This window comes from Blastococcus litoris, from assembly GCF_003075095.1.
In the GTDB taxonomy this organism is placed as follows: domain Bacteria; phylum Actinomycetota; class Actinomycetes; order Mycobacteriales; family Geodermatophilaceae; genus Blastococcus_B; species Blastococcus_B litoris.
The window spans coordinates 12773-25531 of the sequence record NZ_QCZF01000003.1; the positions used below are offsets into that span (position 1 = coordinate 12773).

13 protein-coding genes are annotated in these 12759 nt (G+C 73.8%); 11 read left to right on the plus strand and 2 right to left on the minus strand.

Translation table 11 applies throughout. The annotated features are described in order from the left end of the window. Window positions 1-66: 66 nt before the first annotated feature. From DCS98_RS07110 to DCS98_RS07120, 3 genes are all read left to right on the plus strand, one after another. Window positions 67-435, plus strand: coding sequence for an ArsR/SmtB family transcription factor (locus DCS98_RS07110; protein ID WP_116450703.1), 369 nt, complete (start codon window positions 67-69; stop codon window positions 433-435). Beyond that, window positions 432-917 (plus strand): SRPBCC family protein, encoded by a 486-nt coding sequence (locus DCS98_RS07115; RefSeq protein WP_116450704.1) that lies wholly within the window; start codon window positions 432-434, stop codon window positions 915-917. Before DCS98_RS07110 ends, DCS98_RS07115 begins: the two co-directional genes overlap by 4 nt. 67 nt (window positions 918-984) lie before the next feature. Beyond that, window positions 985-1371, plus strand: coding sequence for a VOC family protein (locus DCS98_RS07120; protein ID WP_116450705.1), 387 nt, complete (start codon window positions 985-987; stop codon window positions 1369-1371). Window positions 1372-1375: 4 nt separating this feature from the next. On the opposite strand, the gene DCS98_RS07125 is transcribed toward DCS98_RS07120, so the two are convergent. Further along, window positions 1376-2203 carry an MBL fold metallo-hydrolase gene (locus DCS98_RS07125; RefSeq protein ID WP_116450706.1) on the minus strand — a complete coding sequence of 276 codons (828 nt, stop codon included), beginning with the start codon at window positions 2201-2203 and terminating at the stop codon, window positions 1376-1378. A gap of 65 nt (window positions 2204-2268) precedes the next feature. Between DCS98_RS07125 and DCS98_RS07130 the strand changes: the two genes are divergently transcribed. From DCS98_RS07130 to DCS98_RS07155, 6 genes are all read left to right on the plus strand, one after another. Continuing rightward, window positions 2269-4137: a cation:proton antiporter domain-containing protein gene (locus DCS98_RS07130; RefSeq protein ID WP_116451098.1), complete on the plus strand. Its 1869-nt coding sequence runs from the start codon at window positions 2269-2271 to the stop codon at window positions 4135-4137. A gap of 20 nt (window positions 4138-4157) precedes the next feature. Beyond that, window positions 4158-5669, plus strand: coding sequence for a TldD/PmbA family protein (locus tag DCS98_RS07135; RefSeq protein ID WP_116450707.1), 1512 nt, complete (start codon window positions 4158-4160; stop codon window positions 5667-5669). Further along, complete coding sequence (locus DCS98_RS07140; protein ID WP_116450708.1) at window positions 5666-7054, plus strand: metallopeptidase TldD-related protein; 1389 nt, start codon at window positions 5666-5668, stop codon at window positions 7052-7054. Before DCS98_RS07135 ends, DCS98_RS07140 begins: the two co-directional genes overlap by 4 nt. A 304-nt stretch (window positions 7055-7358) precedes the next feature. Continuing rightward, window positions 7359-7661: a hypothetical protein gene (locus tag DCS98_RS07145; RefSeq protein ID WP_116450709.1), complete on the plus strand. Its 303-nt coding sequence runs from the start codon at window positions 7359-7361 to the stop codon at window positions 7659-7661. 274 nt (window positions 7662-7935) lie between these two features. After that, entirely contained in the window at window positions 7936-8952 is a 1017-nt protein-coding gene (locus DCS98_RS07150) for a C40 family peptidase (protein ID WP_116450710.1), read from the plus strand. Window positions 8953-8995: 43 nt separating this feature from the next. Continuing rightward, window positions 8996-10459 carry an APC family permease gene (locus DCS98_RS07155; protein WP_116450711.1) on the plus strand — a complete coding sequence of 488 codons (1464 nt, stop codon included), beginning with the start codon at window positions 8996-8998 and terminating at the stop codon, window positions 10457-10459. 16 nt (window positions 10460-10475) lie between these two features. Here DCS98_RS07155 and DCS98_RS07160 read toward each other — a convergent pair whose 3' ends face one another. Continuing rightward, a complete protein-coding gene (locus DCS98_RS07160) occupies window positions 10476-11054 on the minus strand; it encodes a YdeI/OmpD-associated family protein (RefSeq protein WP_206340143.1) in 579 nt (192 codons plus the stop codon). A 64-nt stretch (window positions 11055-11118) separates the two neighbouring features. Here DCS98_RS07160 and DCS98_RS07165 point away from each other — a divergent pair, with 64 nt between their 5' ends. Further along, complete coding sequence (locus tag DCS98_RS07165; RefSeq protein ID WP_241037322.1) at window positions 11119-11865, plus strand: histidine phosphatase family protein; 747 nt, start codon at window positions 11119-11121, stop codon at window positions 11863-11865. After that, complete coding sequence (locus tag DCS98_RS07170) at window positions 11846-12736, plus strand: NAD(P)H-hydrate dehydratase (RefSeq protein WP_116450712.1); 891 nt, start codon at window positions 11846-11848, stop codon at window positions 12734-12736. Before DCS98_RS07165 ends, DCS98_RS07170 begins: the two co-directional genes overlap by 20 nt. Window positions 12737-12759 lie beyond the last annotated feature (23 nt).

Here is a 12759-nt window from a genome sequence, read left to right on the forward strand (position 1 = left end):
TGACGACCACCCCCCTCCGGGTCTACCGTCTTCCTCAACCGAGAGGTTGAGTACGAGGAGGACGATGTGGCGGCAGATCCGCTCTCCCGGGTGTTCTCGGCGCTCGCCGACCCCACCCGGCGGGACATCGTGGCGCGGCTCGCGGTCGGCGACGCCACGGTCAACGAGCTCGCCGCGCCCTACGACGTGACCGTCCAGGCCGTCTCCAAGCACCTCAAGGTGCTGGAGGACGCCGGCCTGGTGAGCCGGAGCCGGGATGCCCAGCGCCGCCCGGTGCACCTCGAGGCGAACGTGTTCGACCTGATGACCAAGTGGATCGAGCGGTACCGGCGGCAGGCCGAGGAGCGCTACCGCCGTCTCGACGACGTCCTGCGCGCCATGTCCGATCAGATGCAGCCGGACGCCCCCTCACCCCGGGAAGGAAACCCGTCATGACCAGCACCACGCACCACGAGACCCAGATCGTCGCCGACCCCGACGTGCCGCTGATCCGGATCACGCGCGAGTTCGACGCGACCCCCGACAAGGTCTACCGCGCGCACACCGACCCCGAGCTGGTCGCGCAGTGGACCGGCCCGCGGAGCACGCAGACCCGCATCGACCAGTGGGACGCCCGCACCGGCGGCTCCTGGCGCTACACGGCCGTCCACGAGGGCCAGGAGTTCGGCTTCTACGGCAGCTTCCACGAGCTGCGGCCGGGCCGGCTGATCGTCCAGACCTTCACGTTCGAGGGCATGCCCGACGGCGTCGCGCTCGAGAAGCTGGTCCTCGACGACCTCGGCGACGGCCGCACCCGGCTGACGGCGACGTCGCTGTGCGACTCCTTCGCCGACCGCGACGGCATGCTCTCCAGCGGCATGGACGTCGGCGTGAACGAGGGCTACGAGAAGCTCGACGAGCTCCTCTCGGGCCGCTGACCGGCACCACCCGAGGCCGGGGCGTCCCTGCGGGCACGCCCCGGCCACCACGTCAGGAAGGTCCGTCATGGACATGAAGCTCGAGCTCGTCCCGATCCCGGTCGCGGACGTCGACCGCGCCAAGGCGTTCTACGCCGAGAAGCTCGGGTTCACCGTCGACGTCGACGTGCGCCCGGTGGACGGCGTGCGGGTGGTCCAGCTGACCCCGCCGGGATCGGCCTGCTCGGTCGGCTTCGGCACCGGTATCCCGGCCTACGAGGGCACCCCCGTGCGGGGGCTGCACCTCGTGGTCGACGGCATCGAGCAGGCCCGTGCCGAGCTGATCGACCGCGGCGTCGAGGTCGGCGAGCTCCAGGACGTCGGCGGCGGGGTCCGGTACGCCCCGTTCAGCGACCCGGACGGCAACGGCTGGACCCTCCAGGAGATGGCCTGGCGCACGGGGGACGGCTTCTAGGCCCTCAGGCGCGCAGCGAGATCGTCTCCCCGCGCTGGGCGGTGCGCAGCGACCCCGGCAGCCGCCGCCGGCCCACCTCGGCCACGAAGTCGCCGAGGGGGCTGGCGAACCTGTCGTAGTCGTCGAAGTGCACCGGCACGGTGACCGGCGGCTTCAGCAGCTCGACCAGGTCCGCGCCCTGCCGTGCGTCCATGGTGACGGTCAGCCCGAGCGCCTTGGTGCCGCCCAGGTGCGGGATGAGGACGTCGAGCGGCCCGCACCGCTCCAGCACCTCGCCCAGGAACGGCCGGTAGAGGGTGTCGCCGCTGATGTAGCCCCGCCATACGACGTCCTGGCCGGCGACCCCGCCGCGGAGCAGCTCCACCACGCTGCCCATCACCGCGGGCAGCAGCTTCGCGAGCGGCCCGGGACCGTGCACGCCGGGCACCGCGGTGACCCGCAGGGTGTCGGTGCCGCGGGTGAACTCGTGCGTCTGCCACGGCTGCAGGTCGGCGGCGGCGGAGAACCCGCGGTCGGCCAGGCACTTCGCGGCCTCGGACGTCGTCACCACCGGCGTCTCCTTGGGCAGCGACCTCGTGGCGATGCGGTCCCAGTGGTCGCCGTGCATGTGCGAGAGCAGGATCCCGTCGAGCGCCGGCAGCTGGGTCGGCTGCAGCGCCGGCTCGGTCAGCCGCCTGGCGCGCAGGCCGTAGCCCAGCCGCGCCCGCTGCCCCCGGTGCAGGAAGTTCGGGTCGGTGAGCACCGTGAACGCGCCGATCCGCAGCAGCATCGTGGCGTTGCCGCCGAAGGTCATCGTCACGTCGTCCGCGGGCTGTCCGGGGGGCTGGGCCATGCGCTGCCGCTACCCCCGGCCCGCCGGGGGAACACCGCCGACCGGGCGTGCGGTTGGGTGCGGTCGTGGACGTGACCGCCGAGCTCGTGGCCCTGGTGATCGCCGTCGGGCTCGTGGCCGGCCTGTGCGACAGGTTCGGCTGGCCCACGCCGCTGGTGCTGGTCGTCGTCGGCGCCGCGGCGTCGTTCCTGCCGCACGTGCCCGACGTCCAGCTCGACCCCGACCTGGTGCTGCACGCGATCCTGCCGCCGCTGCTGTACGCGACGGCGGTGCGGACGTCGCTGTTCGACTTCAGGCACAACAAGCTGAGCATCGTCCTGATGTCGGTGGTGCTGATCTTCTTCAGCACCCTGGTCGTCGGCTGGGTCACCTGGCTGGTGCTGCCGGGCGTGGCCGTCGCCGCCGCGCTCGCCCTGGGCGCCGTGGTCGCACCGCCCGACGCCGTCGCGGCCGCGGCGCTCGGCCGCCGGCTCGGCCTCCCCCGGCGGGTGGCGACGCTGCTGGAGCAGGAGAGCCTGGTCAACGACGCCGCGGCCCTGATCGCCCTCACCGTGGCGGTGTCGGCGCTGTCGTCGTCCCCCTCGGCGCCCGAGGTCGTGGGCGACTTCCTGTGGGCGGTCGTCGGCGCCGTGCTCGTCGGCGGCGTGGTCGCCGCCGTGCTGGCGGTGTTGCGGGCGCGGGTGAAGGACCCGGTGCTGGACACGCTCATCTCCTTCGTCGCCCCCTACCTCGCCTTCCTGCCGGCCGAGCACGTGCACGCCTCGGGCGTGCTCGCCACCGTCGTCACCGGGCTGACCCTCGCCCACCTGTCGCCCCGGGTGCAGACGGCCTCGGCGCGGGTCACCGAGCAGATCACCTGGCGGACGGTCGCCTTCGTCCTCGAGAACGCGGTGTTCCTCGTCATCGGGCTGCAGCTGCCCGGCCTGCTCTCCGACGCCAGCGACAGCGGGCTGGGCGCGGGCCGGATCGTCGCCGTCTGCGCCGCGGTCCTGGTCGCCACGATCCTCGCCCGTGCCGTGTTCGTCTTCGGCGTCGCCGGGGTCCTGCGGTCCGGGACGCCCTGGATGCGGCGCCAGGCCTGGAGCCCCGGCGTCGCCGGGCTGGTCTCCTGGGCCGGCATGCGCGGCGTGGTCACCCTCGCGGCCGCGCAGCTGCTGCCGCAGGACCTGCCCGACCGGGAGGTGCTGCTGCTCGCCGCGTTCACCGTCGTCGTCGGCAGCCTGCTGCTGCAGGGGTCGACGCTGCCGTGGCTGGTCCGCCGGGTGGGGCTGCCCCCACCGGATCCGGCCGAGGACGCGCTGCGGGCCGCCGAGCTGGGGGACGCCGCCAACGCCGCCGGTCTGCGCCGGATGCGCGAGCTGGTCACCGGCGACGAGCCGGCCGGGGTGGTCGAGCGGCTCAAGGACCGCTCGGTCGCGCGCTCGCACGCCGCCTGGGAGCGGCTGGGCCGGCCGCTCGCCGACCAGGAGACCCCGTCGAACACCTACGCCCGCCTGCGGATGCAGATGCTGGCCGCCGAGCGCGAGGTCGTCGTGCGCGCCAGGGACGACGGCACGGCGCCGAACGAGGTGCTCGCGGCAGCGCTCGCCGCGATCGACGTCGAGGAGTCCCTGCTCGACCGCCACGAGGAGATCGAGGGCCGCGAGCGCGACGGCGCGCTGGTCCCGCGGGCCGGCGGCACGCTGTGCACCCACCTGGTCTCCGCGCCGCTGGGGGAGGCCGAGCCCGCCTCGGCCTGCGAGGACTGCCTGCGCGAGGGGACGACGTGGGTGCACCTGCGCCGCTGCCTGACCTGCGGGCACGTCGGCTGCTGCGACTCCTCCCCGCGCCGGCACTCCCGCGTGCACTTCGGCTCCGCGGGGCACCCCGTCGTGGTCAGCGCCGAGCCGGGCGAGGCCTGGCGGTGGTGCTGGGTGGACGAGGAACTGGGCTGACGGGTGATAGACAGGGGCGCGTGCCAGCCCGCTCGATCGACGAGTCCTTCCTCGCCCTGCCGCTGTCCGCGCTCACCGACGCCGCGCTGACCCGGGCGGTCGACCTCGGCTGCGAGCACGCCGACATCCGGGTCGAGCGGATCCGCACCCAGACGATCAGCCTGCGCGACGCCCGCCCCGAGGCCTCCGTCGACGGCGAGGACCTCGGCCTGGCGGTCCGCGTCGTCCACGAGGGCACCTGGGGCTTCGCCGCCGGCGTCGTCCTCACCGCCGCGGAGGCCGTGCGCCTGGCGGAGGAGGCGGTCGCCGTCGCCCGGGTGTCCGCGGCGATCAACAGCGACCGCGTCGAGCTGGCCCTCGAGCCCGTGTACGCCGACGCTGTCTACGTCTCCGCCTACGACGTCGACCCGTTCACCGTCCCCGACGCGGAGAAGGCAGGTCTGCTCACCGACCTCTCCGAGCAGCTCCTGGCCGCCGACGGCGTCGAGCACGTGCAGAGCCGCTGCATGCACGTGAAGGAGCAGAAGTACTACGCCGACACCGCCGGCACCCGCACCCGCCAGCAGCGCATCCGGATCCAGCCGGAGTTCACGGCGCTCACCGTCGACCGCGCGACCGGCTCGTTCGAGAGCATGCGCACCCTGGCCCCGCCGGTGGGCCGCGGCTGGGAGTACATGACCGGCACCGGCTGGGACTGGCGCGCCGAGCTGGCCGAGATCCCCGAGCTGCTGCGCGAGAAGACGAAGGCGCCGTCGGTCACCGCGGGCCGGCACGACCTCGTCGTCGACCCCTCGAACCTGTGGCTGACCATCCACGAGTCGATCGGCCACGCCACGGAGCTGGACCGGGCGCTCGGGTACGAGGCCGCCTACGCGGGGACCTCGTTCGCCACCGTCGACAAGCTGGGCACCCTGCAGTACGGCTCGCCGCTGATGAACGTGACCGGCGACCGCACCGCCCTGCACGGCCTCTCGACGGTCGGCTGGGACGACGAGGGCGTCGCCGGCCAGCAGTGGGACATCGTCAGGGACGGCGTCCTGGTCGGCTACCAGGTCGACCGCAACATGGCCCGGCTGCGGGGCATGGGCCGCTCGAACGGCTGCGCCTTCGCCGATTCGCCCGGCCACGTGCCGGTGCAGCGCATGGCGAACGTCTCGCTGCGCCCCGACCCGGACGGCCCCACCACCGAGGACCTGATCGCCGGCGTCGAGCACGGCATCTACGTCGTCGGTGACAAGAGCTGGTCGATCGACATGCAGCGCTACAACTTCCAGTTCACCGGCCAGCGATTCTACCGGATCGAGGCCGGCCGGCTCGCCGGCCAGGTACGCGACGTCGCCTACCAGGCGACGACGACGGACTTCTGGGGCTCGATGCGGGTGGTGGGTGGCCCGGGCACCTACGTGCTCGGTGGAGCGATGAACTGCGGCAAGGCCCAGCCCGGTCAGGTAGCCCCGGTCAGCCACGGCTGCCCCTCGGCGCTGTTCGAGGGCGTGACCATCCTCAACACGGTGCAGGAGGCAGGCCGATGACGCGGGTGACCCCGCAGGAGCTGGTCGAGAAGTGCCTCGCGGCCTCGACCGCCGACGACCAGATCGCATTCGTCGTCGAGAGCTCCGAGGCCAACCTCCGCTGGGCGGGCAACAGCCTGACCACCAACGGCGCCATGCGCTCCCGCCAGGTCGTCGTCGTCTCCTTCGTCGACGGCGGCGCGGGCGTGGCGGCCGGTACCGTCACCCGCACGGGTACGCCGGACGTCGACGAGCTGGTCGCGGCGAGCGAGCAGGCCGCCCGCGACGCCGGGCCCGCGGAGGACGCCGTCCCGCTGATCGGTGAGGAGCCCCCGGGGAACGGGGACTGGGGTGCCCCCGCGGCCGAGACGTCGATCGACGTGTTCGCCGACTTCGCGCCCGACCTCGGCCAGGCGTTCGGCGAGGCCCGCGACCGCGACGAGCTCCTCTACGGGTTCGCCGAGCACCAGATGGCCACCACGTACCTGGGCAGCTCGACCGGACTGCGGCTGCGGCACGACCAGCCCACCGGGCGGGTGGAGCTCAACGGCAAGAGCCCCGACTTCAGCCGCTCGGTCTGGGCAGGCGTGGGCACCCGCGACTTCCGCGACGTCTCCGTGGCCGGGCTGGCCGCCGAGGTCGAGCGGAAGATGGGCTGGTCGAAGCGGAGGGTGGAGCTGCCGGCGGGCCGCTACGAGACGCTGCTCCCGCCGTCGGCGGTCAGCGACCTGATGATCTACCTCTACTGGACGATGGAGGCGCGGGACGCCGACGAGGGGCGCAACGTCTTCGCCACGCCCGGCGGCGGCAACCGGGTGGGGGAGCGGCTGGCCGCCCTGCCGCTGACGCTGCGCAGCGACCCCCACGCGCCGGGGCTGGAGACCGCGCCCTTCCAGGTGGTCGGCGCCTCCTCGGGCTCGGCCTCGGTGTTCGACAACGGGATGGCCACCCCCGCGGTGAGCTGGATCGAGGACGGGACGCTCGCCAACCTCGTCCGGCCCCGTGCATGGGCGCTGAAGACCACCGCCCCCGCGACCGCGGCCGTGGACAACCTGCTCCTCGAGGACCCGACGGCGACGGCGTCCCTGGACGAGATGCTGGCCGCCACCGATCGCGGCCTGCTGCTGACCACGCTCTGGTACATCCGCGAGGTCGACCCGCAGACGCTGCTGCTCACCGGGCTGACCCGGGACGGCGTCTTCCTCGTCGAGGGCGGGGAGGTGACCGGCGCGGTCAACAACTTCCGCTTCAACGAGTCGCCGGTCGACCTGCTGGGCCGGGCGGTCCAGGCGGGGCGCACCGAGCGGACGCTGCCGCGCGAGTGGAACGACTGGTTCACCCGGTGCGCGATGCCGCCGCTGCGGGTGCCGGACTTCAACATGAGCAGCGTCAGCCCCGCCAGCTGACCGCGCCGGACGGCGCGATCTGACGTGGCCCCGCCCCTCTGGTCACACCCGTACCGCGGGGTGAGTCGGGACGGTGCAGTTCTGCACAACGACCCCGGGAAACCGTCGGTGACAAATGCCGGGGACGGGCCGTGCTGAGCTGATTACGCTGGGTACCGGGAGAGCGACGCCGCTAAACCCCGAAAATGTACGAATTCTCGGCGCACGGGATTCAGCACCTGCCGATTCCTGCCGATATCTCGTCCAGTTCGATCCAGCACAGTCACACGGGTCCCGCCTTCTCCGGGACCGAGGGGAGGACTCCGTGACCAGGAGTCGCAAGCCGTCCGTCTTCCAGGTGGGCAAGGTCCGGGACGACGGCCGCACGGTCGTCATCTCCGGGTGGGGGCTGGGGCTGTGCGCCACCGGCTGCGCCTGCCACCGCCACCCCGTGGCGGGGCACCTCGCCATCGCCGAGGACCAGGCCGGCGGCAAGCTCGGCCTCGCCAGCTACGCCGACGGGGAGTGCGACTGCTGCGAGGCGTGGACCGCCGACGAGCTCGCCGCGATCCTGCGCGACCTCGACACGGTCGCGGGCCTGCAGGCCCAGGAGCCCCTCGCCGGCTGACCGACATCGTCGTCGCCCCCACGCCGGGGGCCATGAATGTGCGCCCAGGGTTCATTCCGGAATGGACCCTGGGCGCACATTCGTCTGCAGCAGTTCTGCGGGGACGGGCGGGGCTGCCGTCGACCACTGGTGCTCGTGTGGCACGCGGTGCGGATCGACGGATTGTGACAGCGCGCCTTCCCCTACTTGTCGACACCGGATCCTTACCGTCCGTACTGACGCGCAACCAACGTGGCCCCTTCCCCGGGCCCGGCGCAACCGACGGAGGCGGACGGTGCAGTCACCGCGCACGACGACCCGGCGCCGTTCCCGTGCCCTTCTCGCCCTGAGCGGGGCGCTGCTCGCGGTCGCGACGGGCGTCCTCGCCCCGGCCCCGGCCGCCGCCGATCCCGCCACTTCGGCGGAGGCGCAGAAGCTGGTGCAGGAGGCGGCCCAGCAGCTCACCGCCATCGAGGAGCAGCTGCACGAGGCCGAGCTGATCGTCGCCGACCAGCAGGAGGCCGCCGACGACGCCGCGGCCGCCGCGGCGTCCGCCCAGCAGGCCCTCGCGGTCTACGCGCCGCAGATCCGGGCCATCGCGCAGAGCGGCTTCACCGCGAAGAGCCAGTCGCGGGTCGCCGCTTTCCTCACCAGCGAGTCCGCCGACGAGCTCGTCCAGCAGATGACGACGCTGGACATGATCGCCGTGCACACCAATGCCGTCGTCACCGAGGCCTCCCAGGCGCAGCGGGCCGCGCAGGAGGCCCAGGTGGTCGCCGACCAGGCCGCGGCCGCCGCGCGCGCCGGCCTCGAGCAGCTGCAGGGCCAGCAGGCCGAGCTGGAGGAGAAGGTCGACGCCTACCAGGCCGACTTCGCCCGCCTGTCGGCTGCCGAGCAGGCCGCCGTCACCACCGCCGTCGCCGGCCGCTCGCTGCAGGCGCCGCGCGACCTCCCCATGCCGCCCGGCGCGGCGGGGGCGGCGATCCAGACCGCGCTCGCGCAGGTCGGCGACCGCTACGAGCACGCGGCCATGGGCCCCGACGCCTTCGACTGCTCCGGCCTCACGTCCTACGCCTACGCCGCGGCCGGCGTCGCCCTGCCGCACTCCAGCCGCGCGCAGTCCCAGCTCGGCACCCAGGTGTCGCGCGCCGAGCTCCAGCCCGGCGACCTCGTCTTCTTCTACGACCCGATCAGCCACGTGGGCCTCTACATCGGCAACGGGATGATGGTGCACGCCCGGACCTACGGCTCCCCGGTCGCCGTCACCAGCGTCGACCAGCGCGGCTTCCGGTTCGGCGTCCGCCTGGGCTGAGGCCCGGGAACGCCGTCCCCGATCGGACTGGCACCATCCGGACGTGACCGTCCGGACCACCGCCCCTCCGGAGCCGACGCTCCGCCCCGACGCGGTGGGGTTCGTCGACTCCCTCGTGATCGGCCTCGCCGCGACGTCGCCGGCGTACTCGCTCGCCGCCGTCATCGGGCCGGTCGTCGCCCTCGTCGGCGTGCACGCACTGGGTGTCCTGCTGGCGTCGTTCGTCCCGATGCTGCTCATCGCCGGCGCCTTCGCCGCGCTCAACCGCGTCGACCCCGACTGCGGGACGACGTTCTCCTGGGTCACCCGCGCGCTGGGGCCGTGGACCGGCTGGATCGGCGGCTGGGCGATCACGATGACCGGCGTCCTCGTGCTGGGGTCGCTCGCGGAGGTCGGCGTCCGCTTCACCCTGCTGGCGCTCGGCCTCGACGGGTGGACGGAGTCGACGCCGGTCGTCATGGGGCTGACCGTCGCGCTCATCGTCCTCATGGCGTGGATCTGCGTGCGCGGCACCGAGGTGTCGGCACGGCTGCAGAACGGGCTGATCCTGGCCCAGACGGCGGCGCTGGCCGTCTTCGCCGTCGTCGCCCTCGCGCGCGGCCTGCGGGGCGACAGCCCGTTCGGCGCGCTCACGCCGTCCTGGGAGTGGCTCGACCCCTTCGGCGCCGGCGGCGCGGCCCTGACCAGCGGCCTGCTGCTCGGCGTCTTCGCCTACTGGGGCTGGGAGTCGGCGGTCAACCTCACCGAGGAGACGACGAACCCGCGGACGGCGCCCGGCCGGGCCGCGGTGCTCTCGACCGTCGTCCTGCTGCTCACCTACCTGGGCGTGGCCGCCGCGGTGGTCTCCTTCGCCGGGACGGCGTTCCTCGCGGGCAACGCCGACGAGGAGGAGGCGGTGTTCGCGCTGCTGTCGTCGGAGGCGCTGGGCGGCTGGGACTGGGTCGTGCTGCTCGCCGTCGCCACCTCCGCCGTCGCCTCCACGCAGACGACGATCATCCCGGCCTCGCGGACCGGCCTGTCGATGGCGCGGCGCGGCGCGCTGCCGCGGCGGTTCGCCTCGATCTCCGCCACCCACCGGACGCCGGACGTCTCGACCTGGTGGGTCGCTGCGGTGGGTGTCGCCTGGTACGTCGTCGTGGGGCTGATCAGCGAGAACGCGCTCTACGACTCGATCACCGGGCTGTCGCTGCTCATCGCGCTCTACTACGCGCTCACCGGGCTGGCCTGCGCGGTGTTCTTCCGCCGGCAGCTGCTGCGCAGCGTGCGGAACCTGCTGCTGCTCGGCGTCGGCCCGCTCACCGGGGCGGCGATGCTCACCTGGCTGCTCGTCCTGTCGGTGCGCGACCTCGCCGACGCCGGCAACTCCTACACCGGGCAGGCGTGGCTCGGCGTCGGGCCACCGCTGGTGATCGGCATCGGGGTGATGGCTGCCGGCGTCGGGCTGATGCTGTGGTGGCGCCGGCGGGACACCGCCTTCTGGCGGGAGCGGGCGTCGGTCGCCCCCTGAGCTCAGTGGTGGGTGCTCAGTGGTGGGTGCGGCCCTCCCGCAGCATCTCGACGGCGGCCGCGATCCGCTTCGCCCGGGTGGCCGGTGTGCTCGCGGTGTGCACGCGGTGGAGGACGGCGTAGCGGTTCTGGCCGTCGAGGCCGTCGAACGCCGCCCGGACGGCGGGCTCGGCGTCCAGGGCCGCCGCGAGGTCGTCGGGCACGGTGATCGTCGCCGGGCCGGCGTAGGCGCGCTCCCAGCGGCCGTCGGCCTTCGCGGCCTCGACCACGGCCAGCCCCGCGGGGCGGAGGCGCCCCTCGGCGACCAGGCGCTCGACGGTCGCGACGTTCTTCAGCGACCACACGCTCTTCGGCCGCCGGGGCGTGATCCGCTGGACGTACCAGGTGTCGTCGAGCCGGTTGGCCCGACCGTCGATCCAGCCGAAGCAGAGCAGCACCTCGACCATCTGCTCCCAGTTCACCGACGGGATGCCGGTGCCCTTCTTCGCGATCTTCACGTAGAGGCCGGGAGCCGTGGCGTGGTTCTCCTCCAGCCACGCCTCGAGCGCGGCCTGGTCGGGGAACGTCAGCACCGGCAGGTCGGTCGGCAGCGTCACGGCGCCATCCTGCCGTCGGGGGACGACGGTTTCGGCGCTCCGCTGCGCGGCTACCGCCGTCCGGGTGAGTGATCGGGGACCGGGACCGGGACCGGCGGTGGTGTGGCTCGTCCGGCACGGCGAGAGCATGGGCAACGTCGCGGACGCGCAGGCGCACAAGGCCGGCGCCGGCCGGCTGCAGCTCGACATCCGCGACCCCGACGTCCCGCTGTCGGACACCGGGCGCGGGCAGGCGGAGGCCCTCGGCCGCCACCTGGCCACGCTGCCGGAGGACCAGCGCCCCACCGCGGTGCTCAGCTCGCCGTTCGCCCGGGCGCTGACCACCGCGCAGCTGGCCACGGCGGGCCTCGACGTCCGCGTGCGCACCGACGAGCGGCTGCGGGAACGCGACTTCGGCGCCTTCGACGGCATGACCGGTGCCGGGATCCGCGAGCAGTACCCCGAGGAGGCCAGGCGCCGCGACCTGCTCGGCAAGTTCTACTACCGGCCGCCCGGGGGCGAGAGCTGGGCCGACGTCGCGCTGCGGCTGCGCAGCCTGCTGGCCACCGAGGCCCTGCGGCACGACTGCGAGCGGCTGATGATCGTCGCCCACCAGGCGGTGATCATGGTCCTCCGGTACATCTTCGAGGAGCTGACCGAGCAGGAGCTGATGGAGGTCGACCGCGAGGAGCAGGTCGCCAACGCCTCGCTCACCCGCTACGAGATGGACCAGGCCGGCGTCCTGCGGCTGGCCGAGTTCAACGCCGTCGACCACCTGGTCGCCGAGGACGAGGACGTCACCGAGGAGCCCGATGTCGCCCAGCAGGCCTGAGCCCACACTCGTCACGCCCCAGGTCCTGCGCGGCTGGCCGCTGCCGGAGCCGTCGGGCGGCAAGAACGCGCGCGGTTCGATCCTGGTGATCGGCGGGAGCACCGAGACCCTGGGCGCGGTGCTGCTCGCCGCCGAGGCGGCCATGCGGGCCGGCGCGGGCAAGCTGCAGGTGGCGACGGTGGCCTCGCTCGCCCCGTTCGCCACGAACGCGCTGCCCGAGGCGTTGGTGCGTGCGCTGCCGGAGACCGACGGGGGAGCGATCAGCGCGGCCGCGGCCGACACCGTCCGCGACCTGGCCGAGGCCGCCGACGCCGTGCTGATCGGGCCGGGCATGGCCGACACGGAGGCGACCCAGGCGTTCGGGGAACGGCTGCTGCCGCACCTGCGCGGCCCGCTCGCACTCGATGCCCTGGGGCTGGCCTGCGTCACCGCGAACGACGCGTCGGTGCGCCACCTCGACGGCCGCGTTGTGCTCACGCCCAACCCCACGGAGATCGCCTACGCCCTCCACGTCGAGGAGGAGGAGATCGAGGACGATCCGTCCGGCGCCGCCGCCCGGCTCGCGGACCGCGCCCAGGCCGTCGTCGGCCTCGGCGGCGCGACGTCGTGGATCGCCGCGCCGGACGGCCACGTCTGGCGGGACGACAGCGGGACCGCCGGCCTGGGCGTCAGCGGCTCGGGCGACGTGCGCGCGGGGATCACCGGCGGTCTGCTTGCCCGCGGCGCCGACCCCGCCCAGGCCGCGGTGTGGGCCGCGTTCCTGCACGGCCGGTGCGGCGAGCGGCTGGCGTCGTCGGTAGGCCGGCTAGGCTTCCTCGCCCGCGAGCTCCCGGCCGAGGTGCCGCGGGCCCTGGCCGAGGTCGCTCCCTGACCTCGCGCGTACGTTGACCCCCG